The 19802-nt window shown below is 50.3% G+C and carries 23 protein-coding genes; 12 read left to right on the top strand and 11 right to left on the bottom strand.

Annotated elements, in window-relative coordinates; all coding sequences use genetic code 11:
* Both Q0231_RS04365 and Q0231_RS04360 read left to right on the top strand, forming a co-directional pair.
* The coding region (locus Q0231_RS04365; RefSeq protein ID WP_299345574.1) for a TOBE domain-containing protein at positions 1-370 on the top strand (370 nt) is incomplete at its 5' end.
* Positions 360-1025: an HAD family hydrolase gene (locus Q0231_RS04360; RefSeq protein WP_299345571.1), complete on the top strand. Its 666-nt coding sequence runs from the start codon at positions 360-362 to the stop codon at positions 1023-1025. The genes Q0231_RS04365 and Q0231_RS04360, both read left to right, overlap by 11 nt.
* An 85-nt stretch (positions 1026-1110) precedes the next feature.
* Here the strand turns inward: Q0231_RS04360 and Q0231_RS04355 are convergent, their stop codons facing one another.
* Together Q0231_RS04355 and Q0231_RS04350 are read right to left on the bottom strand one after the other, a co-directional pair.
* Entirely contained in the window at positions 1111-2277 is a 1167-nt protein-coding gene (locus Q0231_RS04355; RefSeq protein WP_299345569.1) for a YjhT family mutarotase, read from the bottom strand.
* A gap of 45 nt (positions 2278-2322) precedes the next feature.
* Positions 2323-3219 (bottom strand): dihydrodipicolinate synthase family protein, encoded by an 897-nt coding sequence (locus Q0231_RS04350; protein WP_299345566.1) that lies wholly within the window; start codon positions 3217-3219, stop codon positions 2323-2325.
* Positions 3220-3423: 204 nt separating this feature from the next.
* On the opposite strand from Q0231_RS04350, the gene Q0231_RS04345 reads away from it, so the two are divergent.
* From Q0231_RS04345 to nagA, 7 genes are read left to right on the top strand one after another with little or no spacing between them, the layout of a single operon-like run.
* A complete protein-coding gene (locus Q0231_RS04345; protein ID WP_299345563.1) occupies positions 3424-4182 on the top strand; it encodes an FCD domain-containing protein in 759 nt (252 codons plus the stop codon).
* Positions 4183-4231: 49 nt separating this feature from the next.
* Positions 4232-5194, top strand: coding sequence for a sialic acid TRAP transporter substrate-binding protein SiaP (locus Q0231_RS04340; protein WP_299345560.1), 963 nt, complete (start codon positions 4232-4234; stop codon positions 5192-5194).
* A gap of 49 nt (positions 5195-5243) precedes the next feature.
* Positions 5244-5714 (top strand): TRAP transporter small permease, encoded by a 471-nt coding sequence (locus Q0231_RS04335; protein ID WP_269394575.1) that lies wholly within the window; start codon positions 5244-5246, stop codon positions 5712-5714.
* Between the two features lie 4 nt (positions 5715-5718).
* On the top strand, positions 5719-6993 hold the full coding sequence (locus Q0231_RS04330) for a TRAP transporter large permease (RefSeq protein ID WP_269394576.1): 1275 nt from the start codon (positions 5719-5721) through the stop codon (positions 6991-6993).
* Between the two features lie 3 nt (positions 6994-6996).
* Entirely contained in the window at positions 6997-7668 is a 672-nt protein-coding gene (locus Q0231_RS04325) for a putative N-acetylmannosamine-6-phosphate 2-epimerase (RefSeq protein WP_269394577.1), read from the top strand.
* Complete coding sequence (locus Q0231_RS04320) at positions 7665-8618, top strand: ROK family protein (RefSeq protein ID WP_269394578.1); 954 nt, start codon at positions 7665-7667, stop codon at positions 8616-8618. The genes Q0231_RS04325 and Q0231_RS04320 overlap by 4 nt, the downstream gene beginning before the upstream one ends.
* Positions 8615-9838, top strand: a complete 1224-nt coding sequence (gene nagA, locus Q0231_RS04315; RefSeq protein ID WP_269394579.1) for an N-acetylglucosamine-6-phosphate deacetylase — start codon at positions 8615-8617, stop codon at positions 9836-9838. Before Q0231_RS04320 ends, nagA begins: the two co-directional genes overlap by 4 nt.
* A 90-nt stretch (positions 9839-9928) precedes the next feature.
* Here the strand turns inward: nagA and Q0231_RS04310 are convergent, their stop codons facing one another.
* On the bottom strand, positions 9929-10606 hold the full coding sequence (locus Q0231_RS04310) for a response regulator transcription factor (RefSeq protein ID WP_299345552.1): 678 nt from the start codon (positions 10604-10606) through the stop codon (positions 9929-9931).
* Positions 10603-11850: a sensor histidine kinase gene (locus Q0231_RS04305; RefSeq protein ID WP_299345549.1), complete on the bottom strand. Its 1248-nt coding sequence runs from the start codon at positions 11848-11850 to the stop codon at positions 10603-10605. The genes Q0231_RS04310 and Q0231_RS04305 overlap by 4 nt, the downstream gene beginning before the upstream one ends.
* Positions 11851-12088: 238 nt before the next feature.
* Between Q0231_RS04305 and Q0231_RS04300 the strand changes: the two genes are divergently transcribed.
* From Q0231_RS04300 to Q0231_RS04290, 3 genes are all read left to right on the top strand, one after another.
* Complete coding sequence (locus Q0231_RS04300; protein WP_299345546.1) at positions 12089-12772, top strand: DUF4386 domain-containing protein; 684 nt, start codon at positions 12089-12091, stop codon at positions 12770-12772.
* A 156-nt stretch (positions 12773-12928) separates the two neighbouring features.
* Entirely contained in the window at positions 12929-13909 is a 981-nt protein-coding gene (locus Q0231_RS04295) for an NAD(P)-dependent alcohol dehydrogenase (protein ID WP_299345543.1), read from the top strand.
* Positions 13902-14468, top strand: a complete 567-nt coding sequence (locus Q0231_RS04290; protein ID WP_269394584.1) for an MAPEG family protein — start codon at positions 13902-13904, stop codon at positions 14466-14468. Before Q0231_RS04295 ends, Q0231_RS04290 begins: the two co-directional genes overlap by 8 nt.
* A gap of 159 nt (positions 14469-14627) precedes the next feature.
* On the opposite strand, the gene Q0231_RS04285 is transcribed toward Q0231_RS04290, so the two are convergent.
* The 7 genes from Q0231_RS04285 to Q0231_RS04255 all read right to left on the bottom strand — a co-directional run.
* Positions 14628-15032, bottom strand: coding sequence for a CBS domain-containing protein (locus Q0231_RS04285; protein ID WP_299345538.1), 405 nt, complete (start codon positions 15030-15032; stop codon positions 14628-14630).
* Between the two features lie 179 nt (positions 15033-15211).
* The gene (locus Q0231_RS04280; RefSeq protein WP_299345535.1) at positions 15212-16183 is read right to left on the bottom strand and encodes an FAD:protein FMN transferase; all 972 of its coding nucleotides are present in this window, start codon (positions 16181-16183) and stop codon (positions 15212-15214) included.
* Between the two features lie 4 nt (positions 16184-16187).
* The gene (nqrF, locus tag Q0231_RS04275; RefSeq protein ID WP_299345532.1) at positions 16188-17411 is read right to left on the bottom strand and encodes an NADH:ubiquinone reductase (Na(+)-transporting) subunit F; all 1224 of its coding nucleotides are present in this window, start codon (positions 17409-17411) and stop codon (positions 16188-16190) included.
* A complete protein-coding gene (gene nqrE / locus Q0231_RS04270) occupies positions 17408-18010 on the bottom strand; it encodes an NADH:ubiquinone reductase (Na(+)-transporting) subunit E (RefSeq protein WP_269394588.1) in 603 nt (200 codons plus the stop codon). The genes nqrF and nqrE overlap by 4 nt, the downstream gene beginning before the upstream one ends.
* On the bottom strand, positions 18007-18654 hold the full coding sequence (locus Q0231_RS04265) for an NADH:ubiquinone reductase (Na(+)-transporting) subunit D (RefSeq protein ID WP_299345527.1): 648 nt from the start codon (positions 18652-18654) through the stop codon (positions 18007-18009). Before Q0231_RS04265 ends, nqrE begins: the two co-directional genes overlap by 4 nt.
* Before the next feature lie 11 nt (positions 18655-18665).
* Positions 18666-19478, bottom strand: a complete 813-nt coding sequence (nqrC, locus tag Q0231_RS04260; RefSeq protein ID WP_299345524.1) for an NADH:ubiquinone reductase (Na(+)-transporting) subunit C — start codon at positions 19476-19478, stop codon at positions 18666-18668.
* Positions 19471-19802: RnfABCDGE type electron transport complex subunit D (locus Q0231_RS04255; RefSeq protein WP_299345521.1), on the bottom strand; the 332-nt coding region annotated here is incomplete at its 5' end. The genes nqrC and Q0231_RS04255, both read right to left, overlap by 8 nt.

Below are 19802 nucleotides of genomic sequence, written 5' to 3'. Positions count from 1 at the left end.
GGGGACGGCCAATATTTTGACGGGAAAACTGGTGAATTCAAATGGTGTGACAAGGCTTTTGCTGCCTACCGGCGAACAACTAGCAATTGACAACTCGGCAATTGGTGCGGGCAGTCTTATTTTGCGACCACAAAACATTACGCTTTCCGAGCAAGTAGAACTATCTGGCTTACGGGGGCAGATTTCCCACCGGGAGTTTTTGGGTGCGCAGGTGCGTTATTTGGTTGACGTTGCCAATACTCAAATTGTGGTAGATCAAAGCCATGCGGTAGATCAGCCAATTCTTGAAGTTGGGGCAACAGTTGGGCTTGTTATCAACTCGCGGAGCGCGGTGTTCTTGCCAGAGATGCGAGCCGCTGATGCCGCCTAAACTTGAAGCGGTGGTCTTTGATCTGGATGGAACGTTGGTGGATAGTCTTGGCGACTTCCACCACGCCGCCACGGTTATGCTCGACAGCTTGGGGCTTGAAGAGATTTCCCGCGACGAACTCAAAGGGTTTATCGGTAACGGTCAGGAACTCTTCATCGCCCGCTGTCTTGTGCGGGCAGGTGCATCATTAACAGCAAATCAGTTGGCAACGGCCACCACGACCTTTGAAAAAGCTTACGATGGGGCGAAAGGCCGGTTTACCAAGTTGTACCCTGGGATTTCTTCTTTACTTGAGGCGTTGCAGTTGAATGGGGTCAAGATTGGGCTATGCACGAACCGTCCTGTAGTTCGTGCGCAATCGATTTTGGAAGCGGTTGGTGTTTTGCAGTTCTTCAATGTAATTGCTGGGTTTGAGACCACGCCGAGACCAAAACCCGACCCCGGCCCCATTTTGTATTGCCTAAATGAAATTGGTGTTGAAGCGCACCATGCGCTTTTTGTTGGTGATAGTCATGTCGATGCAATTGCGGCAAAAGAGGCGCACGTTGAATTTGCATTTCACACTGGCGGTTTCGGAACCCTTGGCAGTGAATACGCGCACATGATGATCAGTGATTTTAAGCGTTTTGAGGTCTTGCAGCTATTGGAGCGTTGAGTTCATCACCGCACTGATGTTGTTGCGGGCTGGAAATGGCTTCTTCCAAAAAAAAATGGGGCGGTTTCATCCGCCCCATTTGTGTTTAGTTCGTTTTGCGGAGCTGGTCTCCATCCCAATCTAGCAAAAACACGTCACTGCGCGCATTGCCTTGATTGTCTTCGCCGCCGATGAACAATACGCCACCATCAAGTGTAATGGATGCGCCGTAGGCTAACCCTTCGTCCAAAACGCCAACTTGTGTCCAAGTGTCATTCTGGAACGCAAAGACGCCATCAGCGCGCGTTTTGCTCAGCCCCTCATGTGCAAACCATTCGCCGCGATCGGCCTTCGCGCGTGCTCCCGGGAAATTGGCTCCGCCTGCAACCAGAACGGCGCCGTTCGTTGCCATGCCAACATATGGTGCAGCCAAACCCTCTTGGACTTGTGATCCATCTTGCGCAGGCAGCGCGGGATTCAAAGTCCAGCTTACGTCGTTGCTATTAATGGCAATTGACTTGACTTGGTCGGTTCTAAGGCCTGGTTTGATTTCGCCATTGATGACCATGAAGTTGTCAGAGCCGAGTGCTGCGATGCCACTGCCAGTGTTAGGATTATAAGGGTTTTCCCCAAGATCTGCCCAAGTTGCTTTCGCTGGATCGAAGGCCCAAACCTGTTTGTTCCAAAGATAGTCAGCTGGCTCCATGCCCATGTAATCGCCAACGATCTTGTTCCATTTCTCAGGTTCCGCTGCTTTATCGGTTGTAAGAACTTCCAGCAGGTACTTGTCGAACAGTTCCTTATTATAGCCCCCAACAATTGCGATACGGCCGTCTGACAGCGAAAGCCCCGACGCGCCCAAGAAGCCAGTTGGCGTTTTGGTTTCAATTTTCTGCCAGGTGTCGGAGGATGGGTTGTAGGCATGCACATCTTCAAAGATGATGGGGGCTACGTCAGCTTCTGTCTGTTTGCCAGACCCGCTAAACACAAATAGCTTTCCATCAGAAATGCCGAACGCTGGTTGAGCGGGGGCAGAACCTGTAAATCCTGCCTTGTTTTGCCAGCCTGCGCTCGGGTTGTCCAAGTCTAGGGCATATAGCGCGTTGCCCGCCGTACCTAGTCCTGCAAATATCTGATTGCCGATCTTCACCGCGATGCCGTTTTTCAATCCAACGGGCAAGTCTGGCCAAGTGTCGGCCAGGGTCGGTGATACGCCGCCAAGCAGCATTGTTGCCCCGAATACGGCGCCCATAAGTTTAGTTTTCAGATGCATCTTTTCCTCCTGTGAATGCAATGTGAACTCGCTTTTTTGTGATTGTCATTTCGCCAACCAATGTTGGTATTCAGGTGATTGAATAAGGCTTCTGACGGCACTCTCACCTTTTGCTGACTGCACCATAAAAGGTGCTCGTGTTGGGCCACAGTCGACGCCAATTTCTTGAAGGGCAATCTTTACGCCGGGCAGGACGCCCGTTAAAAGAATGGTCGCGACAAACTCTTGAGATAGCTCTTGAAGTTCGCGCGCTTGAACGAGGTCGTGATTGGCAATTGCTGAATGAAGTGCGGCATATAGTTTGCCTAAAATATTGTAGGTTGTGCCGATGCCGCCATCAACGCCAAGGGCAGCCGCCGCTAGGTAAACCTCGTCAAATCCAAAAAAGACAAGCTTTTGGGGGTGCGCTTTGCGCAATCTCGCCATTTTGAACATGTCATTTGAGGTGAATTTTATTCCCGCAACATTTTTGATGTCCAGAAGCTGTGCCAAGACGTCGTTGCTCAAAGGACGGCCCGTGCGGATCGGCACTTCATAGACAATCATGGGGAGGTCTGTCGCAGCGCTAAGTTCTTTGTAATAGGCGATGATTTCTTGATCTGAGAACGGGTATGCGTGTGGCGGCAAGGCACTTAGTGCGTTGTATCCAAGTTTCGCCGCCGAACGGGCAAGTTGGATTGAATCGCGCAAATTTGGCGCGCCCACATGCGCGATGAGTTGGCAGTCTTGTGATCGTGCGTCTTCAGCGACAATTGCCTGTTGGTCTAACAATTCGCCCGCAGTGAGTAGTCCAGACTCACCACTGCTGCCTCCGACATAAAGGCCGTCTAGGCCTTGTCGTAAAACATACGCATTGATGCTGCGTTGGCGCTCCGGTGAAAACTCACCATCGTCTGAAAGCCCGGTAAGTAGCGCTGCGTGCATGCCTTTTAGCCGATTCATTGTCATTCCTTACGTCTCTTCGTGGAAGAATCTCACCTGGATGACATTCTTGTATGTCTAAAATTGTTATATCTATTATTTTTGTTTGACAATACGAAATTTTAGTAATACCAAAATGACAACTTGGTAAACCAGTGACTTGAGCGACAGGCGCTCTTGCCCTATCAATGGGGTGTCTTTGTTTATCAAGAGGAGGACTGAAAATTGGCGACAGTAAATCAAATGCAAGAACCCAAACGCGCAGCTGATGCGATTGCGGATGCATTGATCGGCCAAATTCGCAATGGTTCTATTACATTAAATGACGCATTGCCCACTGAGCGGGAGCTGTGTGAACAGTTCTCTGCTTCAAGGCCGACTGTGCGTGAGGCACTGTCTCAAATGCAAATGCGCGGTTATGTCGAAACAGGGGGCGGTAAACGTCCGCGTGCCGCCAAGCCATCGATTCAAGCCATCTTAATGACCACAGGCTCGCATCTACGCGAGATCTTGGGGGATGCTGAGAGCGCTGCACATCTGGAGCAAATGCGTCAATTTATTGAGGCTGGGGCTGCCAGAGAAGCTGCAAATCGAGCTGACAATGTACAGATCACAAAGTTACAGACTGCTCTGGAAAAGAACTTTACCTCAATCGGAACTGTTGATTTCCCGGCAACTGACATCGCTTTTCACAGGGCAATTGTGTCGGTTGTGGGCAACCCGGTGATTTTGCAACTGCACGACATGTTTGTTAGTGCGTTGCTCGAGCATCGTCCAGCCATGTCAGAGCCTGAGAAGCATGACACAATCGCATACGAAGAGCATCGCGAGATTTATCAGGCGATTCTGAATGGCGATGTGGTTACCGCAACAAATGTAACTGAAAAACATTTGGCGCGTTCGTATCGGGCGAGATTGCGGGTCCCCAAACACGCTGACCTTTCAAATCAAACTCAACTTTCAGGGCAAGAACAAAAGCCTTGATCGACTGGCGGAGCTTGTCTTTGCCATTCATCATCAAACGGAGGAAACGATGAAAAACAATAAAACAATCCTAGGTAGCTTGGCTGCCATATTGTTAGCAACGACAAGTGTGCACGCCACCGAACTATCTTTTGGTATGCAAGACAATGAAGTGTCAAACGTCTATCAAGGCGCGTTGGAATTTAAGGCAAAGCTGGAAGCGCTATCTGGCGGCGAAATGAAGGTTAAACTCTTCCCTTCAGCTACATTGGGTGATTTTAAAGCCATGGTTGCCCAAGTGCAAGCCGGTGAGCTTGATATGGTCATGACTGGCTATCCAGATATGAGCTACACGATCCCTGAGCTTAAACTAATTGGTGCGCCATATGTTGTTGAAAGCTACGATCACCTGAAGAAGATCGTTGCCGGCCCATGGGGTCAAAAGATGGACGCAAAGTTCCAAGACCAAGGCGTGAAGCTTCTTGACGTTTGGTATTATGGAACGCGCCAAACAACTTCTAACCGCGCGATTAACTCAATGGACGACATGAAGGGTTTGCGTTTGCGTACACCAAACGTGCCGTTCTTGATTGCTTTTGCTGAAAACACTGGCGCAACGCCTGCACCTGTTGCCTTCCAGGAAGTGTATCTTGCGCTGCAAACCAATCAAGTTGATGCGGAAGAAAACCCGCTCCCAACGATTGACGCTATGAAGTTTTACGAAGTGCAAAGCCACATTGCTATGACAAATCACTTCATCGCATCGGCTGCAATTCAGATTTCAAAGTCAACTTGGGACGGATTGAATGCGCAAGAACAGGCTTGGGTTGCTGCTGCTGTAAATGCGGGTGGTGACAAATCCAACGGTCTGACAATTGACGCTGAAAACGACCTAATCGACACATTCAAAGAGCGTGGTCTGGAAATTACATATCCTGATCTAACACCATTCCGCGCTGCAATGAAGCCATACTACGATACGCTTGAAGCCGAGTTCGGCGAAGGCGCAATCGCTGAAGTAATTGGCGAGTAACTCCCTCGGGCTGGGGGGAGACCCCCAGCTCACTTAAAAGGTAATCACAGTGAAATCGAACTCCAGATACAGCTTTGAAGGCATCATCGCATCAGTCATATTTATCATGCTGTTGCTTGTTGTTCTGCTGCAGATCTTGGGCCGTACCAATATTGTTGCGGGACCCGTGTGGACAGAGGAATTGGCCCGTTGGCTCTGGGTTTGGATGGCATTTTTAGCCATTGCAGAAGTAGAGCGAAACGATGCTCAGCTGAACATGGGATTCATTACCGAGCTCTTCGCAAAGCGCGTTCGTATCGCCTTGTTCACACTGATTGATTTAGTCTATTTGGCTGTTTTGTGCAATCTGAGTTGGATCGGTTACAAAACAGTTCTGCGCACCTTGCGCAATGAATCTGTGACCCTGCCAACGAGCGACGCTGCGCTTTACGCATCCGCTTTTGTGGCTTCATTCTTCATAATATTTCGTGTTTTGCAGCGCTTGAACAAGCGCAAAAATGAACTCCTGGCTGAGGCATAGCAAAATGATCCTTGGAACAATTGGACTTGTTTGGCTCTTTCTCGTGCTGTTCGGTGTGCCTATTGGCATAGCGATGATCTTCGTATCGATGGGGTATTTCTATTTCACTGGCATGGGGTTAGCCTTTGCCGTTCAGCGCATGGTTGATGGGCTAAACAGCTTTCCCATGTTGGCCGTCCCGTTTTTTATTCTTGCTGCTGCCATTTTGAATTCATCAAGAATTACCCATCATTTGTTTGGGTTTGCGCGCGCACTTGTGGGGCATATAACAGGCGGGCTTGGCCATGTGAATGTGCTTGCTTCACTCTTCTTTTCTGGCATGTCCGGATCGGCGCTCGCAGACGCGGGTGGATTGGGCAAAATGGAAATTGAAGTGATGCGCGAGGCTGGATATGACGACGAGTTTTCAGGCTCGGTGACCGCGGCATCTTCCATGATCGGTCCGTTGGTTCCCCCCTCGATTACAATGGTCCTTTATGGTGTTGCCTCAAATACGTCTATCGGCAAACTCTTTCTCGGTGGCATTGTACCAGGCGTTTTATGTGCATTGGCGCTGATGGCCATGGTCTATTTTGTTGCGAAACGCCGGAACTATCCGGTTGATCCGAAAAGCACAAAACGAGAAATTGGTGGTCTGTTTATACGCTCATTCCCGGCGCTATTGACACCAGTTGTCATTGTTGGCGGCATTTTCAGCGGGCTGTTTTCGCCGACCGAAGCTGCTGCGATCACCGTCGTTTATGCGATTGCCATAGATTTGATTTTTTACCGCGAGCTGACGTTTCGCCGTCTGTGGGACGCGTTGTACGAAACGGTGACAACGTCTGCTTCTATCGCCACCATTATTGCTGGGGTGAGTTTGCTTGGATACGTTTTGGCCCGAGAGCAAGCACCCCAGCAAATCGCGCAAATGTTCCTTACAATTGCGAATGATCCGATCTCATTTTTGATTGCGGTTAATCTGATGATTTTTGCTTTGGGATGTTTTGTGGAGTCCCTAGCGATATTGCTGATCATTGTTCCGATCTTGGTGCCAATTGCACTTGGTTTTGGAATTGATCCTGTGCACTTTGGGATCATCATTGTGTTGAATTTGATGATTTCAATTCTGACACCACCGATGGGTATGGCCCTGTTCGTTGTGGCGCAGGTTGGGGGCATTGAATATCAGAAACTGGCAAAAGCCATCTTGCCGTGGCTGCTTCCGCCAATCGTGGTTTTGGTACTTGTTTGCATGTTCCCAATACTGGCAACTGGCCTACCAAGTTTGATGGGATAAATCATGAGCCTTTTGGATAGTCTAAATGGTGGGGTGGTGGTTTCCTGCCAGCCCGTTTCCAATGGTCCTATGGATCAACCAAGTATCGTTGGCGCCATGGCTTGCGCTGCTGTGGCCGGTGGTGCTGTTGCGGTGCGTGTTGAGGGCATTGAAAATGTTAGAGCAGTGCGCCCTTTGGTCGATGTTCCGCTTATTGCAATTACAAAGCGTGATTTGCGTGTTTCCGATGTGCGGATCACGCCGTCGGTAGAAGATGTCAACGTGCTGGCTGCTTGTGGCGCAGATGTTATTGCCTATGACGCCACCGACCGGTTGAGAACAGACCGTCGCGAAGACATTGTGCGAGCCATTCTAGATAATGATATTCTTGCAATGGCGGACAGCGCCAGTGTGGAGGACGCTAAACAGGCCATCCAAGATGGGGCTGCAATAATCGGCACGACACTTTCCGGCTACATCGGTACACCAGCCCAATCAACGGACGCGCCGGATTTGGAGTTGGTGCGCGAATTTGCCAAGCTTAATGCCTTTGTTATGGCTGAGGGGCGCTACCGCACGCCGGAGCTCGTGGCGGCAGCAATTAATTGCGGCGCAAATGCCGTGACTGTTGGCAGTGCATTGACGCGTCTGGAAGTGGCCACACATTGGTTTGTTGAGGCGGCGTCACGCAAATGACGGCTGTGACCGATATGGACGGGATAAATGGGTTCGCTGTTGACCTTGGCGGGACGAAGCTAGCTGCAGCTCGCGTGGAACATGGAAGAGTTGTTGAACGCATTCAGAACGTTACCGAAGCAGAAGCACCAGCTGATAAGCAGGTTGAGGCGATAGAGGCTTTGTTGCGTAAAATTGGTTGGAATCATTCGTATCCGGTCAGTGTTGCTGTGGCGGGGCGCGTTTCCGACGACGGCACTTGGTCGGCGGTTAATACTGGAACCTTGACGAGTATTGCGGACATACCAATTAAAGCCCTGCTTACTCATCAACTCAACACAGACGTTTATGTGTGCAATGACGCCAATGCGGCGGCATTCGCTGAGGCAAGCTTTGGCAGCGGTGTTGGCGTGTCGCACTTTGCCTACATCACAGTTTCAACGGGTGTTGGCGGCGGCATTGTGATTGAGGGAAAACCCCTTACCAGTGCCAACGGTTTGGCCGGTCATGTTGGGTTTGTCTCCAGCCGGTTTTCAACCGCAATTTGCGGCAGTGGTCGGCGTTCCACAGTGGAAAGCGTTGCAGGGGGAAGGGCAATTTCAGCCATTGCACAGGAGCAAGGGCATGGGGTTGCTACCGCCCGTGAGGTTTTTGATGCGGCGGCAGGTGGAAACGAGTGGGCGCAAACAATTATTGAAACGTCTGCACAAGCGATTGCAGCTTTGTGCTCAGATTTAACGGCAATATTTGGCCTGGATATGGTTGCATTGGGTGGATCAATTGGCATGGCACCGGGATATATCGCATCAGTGGAACGGCATCTGAAGTGTGAGCCTGCGCTATTTCGCCCCAAAATTGCGGCGGCCGACTTTTCACATGATAGCGCTTTGATTGGTGTGATTGCGCTTAGCCAGTCTTCCAAGAGGACTGAAAAAAGACATACAATACGATGCAATGGAGTGTCAGAATGAGTACCAATGTCGCTTACCGCGGTGAAGGGGTTTTTGATGGCACGAAGCTTCATTGGGGGAAAAGTCTAGTTCTCTCAGATGGGATTGTTGAAGGCTTTGTTGAAAACGAGCTTGTTTCCCCGGACTGCAATATCAAAGATTTTACAGGACAAATTGTGTCGCCCGGCTTCGTTGATCTGCAGGTCAATGGAGGCGGTGGTGTTTTGCTCAGCAATGATCCATCACTTGAAACTATTGAGCGGATGTCCAACGCCCATCTGCGCACTGGCACGACTGCGTTGTTACCAACATTGACAACGGATACACCGGACAAAGTTGATCGGGCAATTGACGCTGTTTCAAAGGCGATCAAAAGTAAAGTGCCAGGTATCGTTGGGTTGCATTTAGAGGGCCCACACCTTGCCAAGTCGAAAAAGGGTGCTCATGACGCATCGTTAATTCGGTCAATGGAAGCGCGTGATTTAGAAACGCTTTGCAACGCCGCCAAGCATTTGCCCAGCCTGATGATTACTGTTGCAATTGAATCCGTTTCGTCCGAGCAAATCCGGAAACTGAGCGAAGCCGGTGCTATTGTTTCATTGGGGCATACAAATGGCGATTATGAAGCCTGCATGGCGGCTGTAGCGGCGGGAGCAACCTGCGCGACGCATTTGTTTAACGCCATGAGCCAAACATGCGGGCGTTCGCCTGGTTTGGTTGGCGCGGTGCTGTCCAATAGTCAGTTATCGGCCGGAATAATTGCTGACGGGCATCATGTTCATCCAGCCAATATCGACATTGCTTATCACGCCAAAGCGCCAACACAGGGCCTTTTTCTGGTGTCCGACGCGATGGCGTTGACAGGCTCAAGTGCGACACAGTTCGAATTTGGTGGCCGCATCGTCGAGCGTCGAAATGGGCGCTTAGAATTGGCAGATGGTACACTTTCTGGTGCCGATATTGACTTGGCCAGCAGCGTTCAAAATCTAATGAAGTTCGCCCATCTCGATTTGGCACAAGCCTTGGCTTGTGCCACAAGCGTTCCAGCAAGCGCGATCAAACGATCGTCTGAATTTGGACGTTTCTGCGTTGGAGAGCCTGTGCAATCTGTCATTTGCCTTGAAGCAAATAATGTGAGCTCAGTGACATATGTGAAGACTTCAGGTTTTTCAAACCAATGCAAAAGCTCCAGTTTGCCCCTGGGTTTCAACGATCCAATTGTGGGAAATTCGTTGCGCTAAGTCTACTGTTGTAGGTGGTCGTGCCAGTGAAAAGCTCTTGCTTGCCGGTTTTGAACCAATGACGCCCAAACTGGAAAGGTCTCTTAAACCCTAGTAGCCATGGCTCGTCGTTCCTGTTTCAACTAGTCCGCTTTCATAAGCAAAAATGACTGCTTGGGTGCGATCGCGCAAACCAAGTTTGCTCAGGATGCTTGAAATGTGTGTTTTTACAGTAGCGACTTCAACGAATAGTTCACTTGCGACTTCTTGATTGCTGAGCCCTTGCGCAACGGCCGTCAATACTGCTCTTTCTCGGTTGGTAAGTCTTTCAAGGCGCTTTGCTATCTGCTCGTCAATAAATCCTCGCTTTGCGAAACTACCGATAAGGCGTTTGGTAATGGATGGGGCAAGCAAGGCACCACCCCCAGCAATCGTTCGAACTGCACTTATTAGTTCAACCGGTGGCGTGTCTTTGAGCAAGAAGCCGCTGGCACCTGCTTGCAGTGCCCTATAGATGTATTCGTCTGGGTCAAAAGTTGTCAGCACCAACACACGAGCGGCCAATTCTGGGTCTTGCACTATCTTTTCGGTGGCCCACAGGCCGTCCATTTCTGGCATACGAATATCCATAAGCACAATGTCTGGCTTATGGATTTTCGTTAGGGCAATAGCTTGGTTTCCCGTTCCCGCTTCTGCAACGATATCAATATCATTTTCATTGCCAAGGATCATGGCAAAACCGCTGCGCACCAATGCCTGATCGTCTGCTACGATAATACGAATAGTCATGAGGCGAGTTGGGGATGTGGCAAGCAGGTGCGCACCTCATATCCGCCCACAGAACGTTTGCCAGCGCTGAAGGTGCCCCCCAATAGGCTCGCCCTTTCCGCCATACCGATGAGACCGTGCCCAACACGGGACACATTCGCTGACGCGACACCATCATCGCAAACTGTGATTTCGGTGCTGCTTTCGTTTACGATCACACTGACCTTTGATGTTGCCTTTGGCCCTGCATGTTTGAGAACGTTGGTCAGGGCCTCTTGGATAATGCGATAGGCCGCTAAGTTGCTTCCTTTGGTTAGCTTTTCTGAGTTGCCCTCAATTTGCAAGTCTATGCGAAGCCCTGTATCTCGCATTTGTTCAACCAGTCGAGGTACATCATCAAGCCCAGGTTGGGGATCAAGTGCGTCATTTTCATTTCCCAGCCGCAAAATGCCCAATAGCTGCCTCAACTCGTTTAGGGCTTCTCGGCCAACCTGTTCAACCGCTTCCATAGCATCGATTGCACGTGGCAGGTCCTTTTGTGCAACAGTTCTTGCTGCGGCGGCCTGCACCGTCATCAAACTGACGTGGTGCGCTACGATATCGTGCAGGTCTCGCGCTATTCGTGTTCGCTCATTTGCTACTGCTTGTTGCGCCTCGTTTGTACGTTGTCGTTGTTCTTGCTTTTCCTGTTCTGCAACTAAAGCCCTGTTTTCGGCGCGAACGTTCACAAAACGCCCAACATACCAGACCAAAACGACAGTCAGAAGCTGAACAAAGACCCAGAGAATACCATTGCTATGCTGTTCATTCATTGCGGATATTGCAACAAATACAAGTGTAAAAAAAAGCCCCAAAAAACTATGATCCGACCGCTCTACAAGGCGGCCGACACCATAGAGACCGACCAATACCGCAATCAGTGGCCCTTCAAAATACCCAAGAAATATGGCTAAGCCCGAAGCGGTAAGACCTGCAAGGAGGACGGCAATTGGAAACCTTCGTCGCCACATCAGCGTACCGCTAGTAAATGTGAAGATTAATACCGCAGTCATTGGTAAGTCTAAAGGCGAATAATCTATCAAGGGCTGATCGTCATATCCGGTGGCCATCAAAATGGTTGCGATCAACACCGCCACGGCCAGAATGGCATCCAAAAGCAGCAGCCACCGTTCATCTTCGGAACTTGGTTGTTTTGAGCCGACGAATTGTGCGTTTGTTATGCCGTTTCGCGGGTTTTTTGAAACGGTTTGAGCATTGATTTCCATTGTATCTCACTACCATGTGGCGCTGATGGTTGTCATCATTCTTAGGGTTAAGCACGGCCTCCGTCAAAAGGGGGACAGGTTAGTGGAGCAACCCCGTAAAATCAGTCTTTTGACTGAGTTTAAACTCATCACTTGGGGCGAAGTCAGAACTCCCTAAAGCGACTATCTTTGCAAGGATCGGAACGGGTCTTTCAATCGGTTCCATCAATTCTCGTGCAGCCTACAAAAGGACCACCACATGTTTGGTACACTAAACAACAGCGCCCGCTGGGCCGGGTTTTTCTACTTTTTACTTATCCCTGTCGGTATGTTTGGGCTCGCCTATGTGCCATCTGTAACGATTGTTGCGGACAACCCATCCGCCACGATGGACAACATTAGAGCATTTGAGTTTTTGTTCCGCAGCGGCAATGCGGCAACGCTTGTTATGAACATAATCGCAATTGCCTTGGTGCTTTCATTGTATGAGCTTTTTCGGGGTACTGGCCGCATTCTGTCTGGCTTTATGGTTGCGTTCCTACTGATTGGGACAACGATATCTTTGGTCGCTTCGGTAGGCATAGGTGCATCGATCTTGTTTAGTAAGATGGGGGCACAAGAAGCTCTTCCTTTAGCACAACAGGTCCTGTTCACTAAGGTTTCGCTCGACCTTTGGAAATATACATCCATGGTTGCCGGCATTTTTTGGGGCCTATGGCTCTTTCCCTTGGGCATACTGACCTACAAAAGTGGTTTCTTCCCAAGAATTCTGGGTGTGCTTTTGCTCGTGTCAGGTCTTGCATATGTTGTTGATGCCTTTGTCTTCATTCTTCAGTTGGACATACATTTCGCCCTTGTTGATTACCTGTGGTTTGGAGAAGCAAGTTTTACGCTTTGGTTGCTGATTTTTGGGGTGCGTAAAGGCGCAGACACTTCGATCTAATACCCATCTATTTTCAGTGTGCCCGGGTGGCATCACTTTGTTTCCCTTCGGCAAGACAAGGACAGCAATCAGCATGAGTAAAATTGAAACCCTCCACATGTCGCCCTGGCATGTGTGGGGGCCACTCTCCGACAGGGCCGGAGGATGGCTGGTCACATGAAAGCTGCGATTTTCACAAAGTATGGTCCGCCGCAAGTGTTGGTTGTCCAAGAACGTGCAATGCCCGTGCCTACACCGACGGAAGTGCTGGTGAAAGTACACTGTGGCTCAGTTACCACCGCAGATGTGCTTTTGCGCAGCAATGATGTGCCTTGGCTATTTTGGCTGCCCATGCGTTTAATGCTCGGCTTTTTTAAAATGAAACACGAAATTCTTGGCAACGAATTTGCAGGAGAGGTTGTTTCCATTGGCAAAAGTGTAACGCGGTTTAAGCCGGGTGATATTGTTTGCGGGCGTGCAAGTTTTGGCTCCAATGCGCAGTACCGTACACTTGGTGAAAACTCTATTATGCGTAAGCTGCCAACTCTAGATCACATGACCAAGTCGGCCCTGTTTTCGTTTGGGGGCATGACCGCGTTGCAGACTTTGAGAGACATTGGAAATCTTAGGGGAGGGGAACGCGTTTTGGTCATTGGTGCCGGTGGCGCATGTGGCACAATGGCCGTTCAGATAGCAGGGCTCTTGGGTGCACATGTGACAGGGGTGTGCAGCAAGGGCAAAAAAGAACTTGTTCTCGCCCTCGGTGCTGATGAAGTCATCGACTACGCGAGCGAAGACTACACGTTGTCCGATCGAACATATGATGTGATATTTGATGCTGTGGGCAATAGGCCCGCAAGCGCAAGTTGGCAGGTTTTGGCGGAAGGTGGGCGGTACTTGTCTCTAAGCCTTTCGGCGCGTGACTTCCTTTGGTCTTTGATTTCTAAGTTGAACAGCAACAAGCGCCACTATTTCGGCACATCCAAACCCAATCAAACCGATTACGACATTTTGTGCGACTGGTTTTTGGACGGAAAAATTAACCCAATCGTAGATAAGGTGTTCCCACTTTCGCAGATTGCGCGGGCACACTCCTATGTACAAACCGGTCGAAAAACCGGAAATGTTGGCTTAGAGATGGAGCATACACATGACTGAAGCTGAAAAACGAGTTCGCAGATTTACAATAATTATCTTGGGATACCCCGTAGCCTTGATTTTGGGTGGCATCTTGCTCAACCTCTTCGCTTTTGGCGTTTCCCCCATTGTTGTCGCCCTTCCGTTAAAAGCCGTCTTGGTACCGTTGATCATTACAGCTACTCTGTTGGTGATCAATCACACTTGGTTGATGAACAGCACCGAAATCACCCGCATGAAACATCATATGTATGCCTCCAGAGAGGAATGGAAAGAAGCTGGTGTAAAAAGAGAAGATGTTTCTGACGAGGGGTGGCTAGAGCTTGAACGACGCCACAACTCACATCGAAATGCGACTGAAAATACGGTCTATTTTGCGGTGCTTGCAACAATCTTTTGTTTGGTCACGCCATCGCAACTTGCGGCCTACGTTTGGATTTTAGGTTTTGGCGTTGGTCGTCTTGGGTATACATTTGCCAGCTTGCAAGGCAGGAGCAATCTAAGAGGATTTTTCATGAGCGTAAGTCTGGTGGCCATGTATGGCATGGCTGGATATTTGTGCCTTGGCCTATTGGTGTAGGTTTTGCATAACGAGCAACGCTGTTCCCCTTGTCGAAGCTGCTGCGGCGAAACTGTAATTGGTTGCAATCGCAGTGGTATTTGGGGCACGGCCTTCGCCTCTGCCATGTCCGCAGTTTCCAATTCATGAGCGCGCGAGGGGTTATTGCCGTAATGCGCTTTACTGGTAACTCCAGTTATCGACCAATGCCTTTAGAACATCTGCTCGGCTAATTTGCCCTACCAAGTGTCCATCACGTTGAACAGGAAACCGTCTAAAATGGCTAGAGAGCAAGTGTTCAGCGGTTTCCACAATGTCCAAGTCCGCCTCTAGCGTCTCGACGGGGTAACTCATATAGTCTGAAACCGCGCCGCCCCAATCTTGGTAATAGCTGGCGTTGAGTGCTGCTTTCAGGCAGTCTTTCATCGATAAGACACCAACCAGCTGACCGTTGGCGTCCACAACGGGGGCGCCCGAAATGTTCTTTTCGAGTAAAAAGCTCACCGCATGGACGATCCCTGTGTCCGGCAAAAGCGTCATTAGTTCTGTTGTCATATAATCGGAAATTTGGCGCCCTTTTTTCATGATCGGTCTCCTTGGTCCCTCTTTTGTTTGCAAAATGCACATTGTACTGATTTTAGGCACGCAGCGCTGCCACAAGAGCCCTTAAGCGGCGGGCGCCGGAACAATATCCCAACAGCGAGGCCGCCCATGCACAAAAGGATGAGAAGGAAAGTCGGTACAAATATTTCCATAGCATCACCTCAAGTCAGAAATTGATTGGCAAAGACGCCGGTGGTAATTTCGGTGAAATCAATACCGTCTCGCAGTAAAAACAGTGCGGAAATACCTGTTTTGTCCGCAAATTGTGGCCCGGCATCCGCGCCCATTGCAAAGAGTGCTGTGGCAAGTGCATCTGCGCGCATGGCGGTTGTGGCCAATACGCTTACGGATGCCAGCCGATCGTTGGCAGGTTTTGTTGTGCGCGGATTTACAATATGACTATAACGTTGCCCCTCCACAACATAGCTGTTCACACTGTCGCCCGATGTTGCCAATGCATGACCATCAATCGTCACCAACTGTTGAAATGCAACAGGCTGGGAGTGCGGCCGTTCAATCCCTACGTGCCAAGCGCGACCGGTTGGGTGCGATCCCCGGGCAAAGGTTTCTCCGCCCAGTTCGATGAGAAAATTCTCAACCCCGGCAAAATCAAGAACTGCAACCATCTCGTCCAGCGCGTAGCCTTTGGCAATGCCACACAAATCAAGGGACATGTCCGCATAGTCCTTTTTACAGCGATTATTTTCTAGGTAGATGTTTGTGTAGTTGCCTTGTGAAGGTCTGGTGATGGGGCCAAAGCCAAACCTTCCCACAAGTGCGCCTATCGTGGGGTCAAACATTCCGTCGGTTTCTCGTGCTATTTCTAATGCGGCGCCTAGAACGCGGCTGGGGCCTTTTGACAAGGGTGTCCAGTTTGAATGATGTGAGTTGTTGAAGGCCGATATTTCAGTATTAGGCCGAAAGGGAGACATGGTTGCATCAACGGATGTGATTATGGCCTGGAGTTGATGTTGCAATTTGAATGTATCGATCCCTGCTGGCAAAACCAGACGCCAGGACGCACCAAAGGCGGGTCCCTCTATAACCGCGGTGCTACTGGTTGCGCGCGCAGCGTATGGTGTGAAGAGCAAAGCACCAGCGCCCAACAGAAAGCTCCGCCTTGTCTGTTTCATCTTGCTAACTCCCAAAATCATCGTTGAATATATTGCTTGGGTCTACGCCGACGTTGTCCAACATTGTAAGCACCGCTTTGATCATGAGAGGGGGGCCACAAAGATAATACTCGCAATCTTCTGGCGCTGGATGTTCTTTGAGGTAGCGATCGAAAACCACATCGTGGATGAAACCGGTCGGACCATCCCATTGTTCAACGGGTGAAGGATCAGAAAGGGCAACGGTCCAATGGAAATTATCGTGGTTTGCTTGCAAGCGGTTGAACTCGCGTTGGTAAAAAAGGTCTACGCCACTGCGCGCACCATACCAGAAACTCATGCGACGAGTGGTTCCCAATCGCTCAATCTGTTCTGTAATAATGGCTCTTAGGGGCGCCATGCCCACTCCACCACCAATGAAGATCATTTCCTTATCACTATCGTTCGCCCTGAAATCACCGAACGGTCCGGCAACAGAGACTTTGTCTCCAAGTTTTAGCCCAAACAAAAAAGAGGAGACAATGCCGGGGGATGCGCTTTTCATGTTAGGTGGCGGCAACGCCAAGCGAATTAGCAGCACAATATGTCGCTTCCCATCCTCTGGGGTGTTGGCAATTGAATAGGCACGCGAGACGGGGATATCACTTTGTGCGCCAAGCTTTCCAAGACCCAGATTTTGCCAAGCGTTATGATGCTCGGGTGCGATGTCAAAGTCCGCGAAAGATAGTTCGTAGGCAGGCGATGTGACTTGGACAAATGCGCCTGGGCTAAAGGCGATTTCCTCACCCTTTGGCAGTTCAAGGATGATCTCCCGGATCAACGGAGACACTGTCTTGCTTGAAACAACAGTGCATTCCCAGCTTTGTGCGTGAAGCAGTTCTGTTGGCAGCTTCAGACTTAGATTGTTGCGCAAAGTGAGCTGGCAGCTCAGTCGCAATCCTTTGGCGATTTCCTCGCGTGTCAGTTTTGCTCGCTCGCATGGCAACGCAGCGCTGCTGCCCGCAGCGACAGTGACGCGGCACTGACCGCAGGTGCCTGCACCACCACAGGCGGCCGGGACTTTGATGCCGTTGTCAACAAGTGCTTCTAACAGACGCGTGCCCGCTTTCGCCAGAAGTGGTTCTTGGTCCCCAATGCTGATCAGGACTGTGTGAGAAGGCATCAAAACTGACCGCGCAAACACTACGATCAGGGTGAGTGCTAAGACGATCGCAACGAAGACGAGGCTGCCGAAAATGATTTCGTTCATGGCAGCCTTACCCCGACAAAGGCTGAAAAGCCCATCGACATGAATCCGGTGGCGATAAAAGCAATGCCAAGCCCTTGTAGACCCGCTGGGATGTCCGAGTATCGAAGCCTTTCCCGGATAGCAGCGAAAGCTGCGATGGCGAGTGCCCACCCAATGCCACTGCCCAAACCGTAGACCATGCTTTCTTCTAGGTTGTATTGGCGTTCTGCCATGAACAGGCTGGCGCCCAAAATTGCGCAATTCACTGTGATCAACGGTAGAAATATCCCCAGTGATCGGTGCAGGACTGGGACAAAGCGATCAAGTACCATCTCAAGGATTTGAACCATGGCTGCAATGACGCCAATAAAGCTGATCAACTTAAGGAAAGTCAGGTCCATATCTGGCAAGCCTGCCCAAGCCCAAGCGCCTTTATTGAGCAATAGCACCAGGATCAAATGATTGACCGGAATGGTGATCGTTTGCACGACTATGAGCGCAAGGCCGAGCCCTACGGCTGTATCAACACGCTTTGAAACTGCAAGGAACGTGCAAATGCCCAGGAAGAAAGAAAGCGCAAGGTTTTCTTCGAAAATCGCGCGCTGGAACAGATCGATCATGATGTCCTCGAGACGTCGGTTGTGCGGATGCGAAATTCAGGTTCTTCAATTTGCGCTGGGCGTAGGGTGCGGATCGCCCAAATCAACAAGCCAATTATAAAGAATGCGCTTGGGGCCAGTAGCATTAGTCCGAGAGGTTCAAACCAACCTCCAGTTTCAGCTGTTGGCAAAATAGTTCGGCCAAGCAACATACCGGTTCCCAGAAGCTCGCGGATTGTACCAACCACAATCAGAACCGCGCTGTAGCCAAGCCCGTTCGCTAAACCGTCCAACAGACTTGGCCATATTGGATTGCGCATGGCAAAGCCTTCAGCGCGGCCCAACACCAAGCAGTTGGTCACGATCAGCCCAACAAATATAGACAATCGCTGGCTCATCTCGAAAGCAAAGGCCAATAGGATTTGATCTGCAACGATAACCAGCGAAGCGATGATTGTGATCTGCACGATCAGTCGTATTGAAGAGGGAAGGTGATTGCGGATGAGGCTAATTGTGCCGTTCGACATTATAAGAACGACGGTCAAAGCGGCGCTCATGGTCAGTGCGGTACCCAGTGAAGTTGTGACGGCTAACGCAGAGCAAATGCCCAAAATCTGCAATGTAATCGGATTGTTGTCGAGCAACTGTGTCAGAAAAGTTTTCATGTTCCCCCCACTCATGTCTCAAGATCTCTCATTTTAAGGCGGGTCAGAAATGGCCCATAGCCGAGGTCGCCGAGCCAAAAATGAAGGAGATTGGCGACCCCAGTGGTTGAGCGCGTTGCACCGGTGATGCCATCGACTTCAAACACGGTTGTCGCGCTTCCCCGAACGACAGATATTCTTATAACGCCGTCATCATCGGTAATTTTTCGGCCGGGCCAAAGCGCCTGCCAAGTAGCATCGGTGATGCGCGAACCTAGGCCCGGTGTCTCGCCTTGTTCGTATACCTGTAGGGCTGCGACGGTATTTAGATCGCCTTTTAAGGCGAGATAGGCGTGAATTGTGGACTGGTAGCCTGTGCCATAAACAGGCAACACAACAAGTGCCAGTTCGCCCTTTGAACGCAGCATATATACTGGCATCAAGTTTGGGCGACGACCAATACCAGCCGTGTCGACGTCGCGAGAAAGCGCTATGCTTGACGCTGGGTCCGTCATGGCATCTCGAAAATTGTAACTTGCCGGGTTTACATTGGCTGCGGTGTTGGCGGTCGCAAAATCCACAAGAAAGGATTCCATTGTGTCAGCACCTGCTTCACGCAGAATATCGGCCATGCCGGGCAAGGCTGAGATCATCGCTTCCATCTGCGCGGTTCTTTGCCGCTCCAGATTGGCTTGCTGAATCGGGCGAAGAGCCACGGCTGTAACGGAAACCGCAATGGCGGAAAAAAAGGCCACAAGGAAAGCAACGGCAAAGGTTTTTGTGCGGCTTTCATTCGGAAGTGAAAGCAGGCGTCGCCACCACATGATTGGATTAAGTTCAACCATGTCGCTTTCTCCTTTTATGTGCGTTCAGTGTCACCACGGTGTGATCGATCAACGGCGCAAATATGCTGCCAAGCAACGCGGCAAACACCACGGCGTTGACGGACCCTGGCCCGGCCCCCGTCTGTCCCAAAACCACAACAAGTGTGCCGATTAATGCGCCATAAAGCCATCGCCCTAAGTTGGTTGAGGCGGAGGATATGGGATCGCAGGCAAGGAACACCAAACCAAAAATCAACGAGCCGCTGAGCAGTTGCTCCCAGTCAAAGGCTGACCTTGCCAACATAGCTGCGCCAAATAATCCAAGCAATATGCCAACAAGTGTGC

It is taken from the genome of uncultured Maritalea sp. (assembly GCF_937139385.1).
Taxonomy (GTDB): Bacteria; Pseudomonadota; Alphaproteobacteria; order Rhizobiales; family Devosiaceae; genus Maritalea; species Maritalea porphyrae_A.
The sequence above is the reverse complement of the archived record's forward strand: the minus strand, read 5'-3'. Positions and strand labels throughout refer to the sequence as shown.

Bases quoted from the DNA above. Each gene is read 5' to 3' on its own strand.
- Q0231_RS04360 (WP_299345571.1), top strand. From the start codon at position 360: ATGCCGCCTAAACTTGAAGCGGTGGTCTTTGATCTGGATGGAACGTTG.
- Q0231_RS04355 (WP_299345569.1), bottom strand. From the start codon at position 2,277: ATGCATCTGAAAACTAAACTTATGGGCGCCGTATTCGGGGCAACAATG.
- Q0231_RS04350 (WP_299345566.1), bottom strand. From the start codon at position 3,219: ATGAATCGGCTAAAAGGCATGCACGCAGCGCTACTTACCGGGCTTTCA.
- Q0231_RS04340 (WP_299345560.1), top strand. From the start codon at position 4,232: ATGAAAAACAATAAAACAATCCTAGGTAGCTTGGCTGCCATATTGTTA.
- Q0231_RS04330 (WP_269394576.1), top strand. From the start codon at position 5,719: ATGATCCTTGGAACAATTGGACTTGTTTGGCTCTTTCTCGTGCTGTTC.
- Q0231_RS04325 (WP_269394577.1), top strand. From the start codon at position 6,997: ATGAGCCTTTTGGATAGTCTAAATGGTGGGGTGGTGGTTTCCTGCCAG.
- Q0231_RS04320 (WP_269394578.1), top strand. From the start codon at position 7,665: ATGACGGCTGTGACCGATATGGACGGGATAAATGGGTTCGCTGTTGAC.
- nagA (WP_269394579.1), top strand. From the start codon at position 8,615: ATGAGTACCAATGTCGCTTACCGCGGTGAAGGGGTTTTTGATGGCACG.
- Q0231_RS04310 (WP_299345552.1), bottom strand. From the start codon at position 10,606: ATGACTATTCGTATTATCGTAGCAGACGATCAGGCATTGGTGCGCAGC.
- Q0231_RS04305 (WP_299345549.1), bottom strand. From the start codon at position 11,850: ATGGAAATCAATGCTCAAACCGTTTCAAAAAACCCGCGAAACGGCATA.
- Q0231_RS04300 (WP_299345546.1), top strand. From the start codon at position 12,089: ATGTTTGGTACACTAAACAACAGCGCCCGCTGGGCCGGGTTTTTCTAC.
- Q0231_RS04295 (WP_299345543.1), top strand. From the start codon at position 12,929: ATGAAAGCTGCGATTTTCACAAAGTATGGTCCGCCGCAAGTGTTGGTT.
- Q0231_RS04290 (WP_269394584.1), top strand. From the start codon at position 13,902: ATGACTGAAGCTGAAAAACGAGTTCGCAGATTTACAATAATTATCTTG.
- Q0231_RS04285 (WP_299345538.1), bottom strand. From the start codon at position 15,032: ATGAAAAAAGGGCGCCAAATTTCCGATTATATGACAACAGAACTAATG.
- Q0231_RS04280 (WP_299345535.1), bottom strand. From the start codon at position 16,183: ATGAAACAGACAAGGCGGAGCTTTCTGTTGGGCGCTGGTGCTTTGCTC.
- nqrF (WP_299345532.1), bottom strand. From the start codon at position 17,411: ATGAACGAAATCATTTTCGGCAGCCTCGTCTTCGTTGCGATCGTCTTA.
- nqrE (WP_269394588.1), bottom strand. From the start codon at position 18,010: ATGATCGATCTGTTCCAGCGCGCGATTTTCGAAGAAAACCTTGCGCTT.
- Q0231_RS04265 (WP_299345527.1), bottom strand. From the start codon at position 18,654: ATGAAAACTTTTCTGACACAGTTGCTCGACAACAATCCGATTACATTG.
- nqrC (WP_299345524.1), bottom strand. From the start codon at position 19,478: ATGGTTGAACTTAATCCAATCATGTGGTGGCGACGCCTGCTTTCACTT.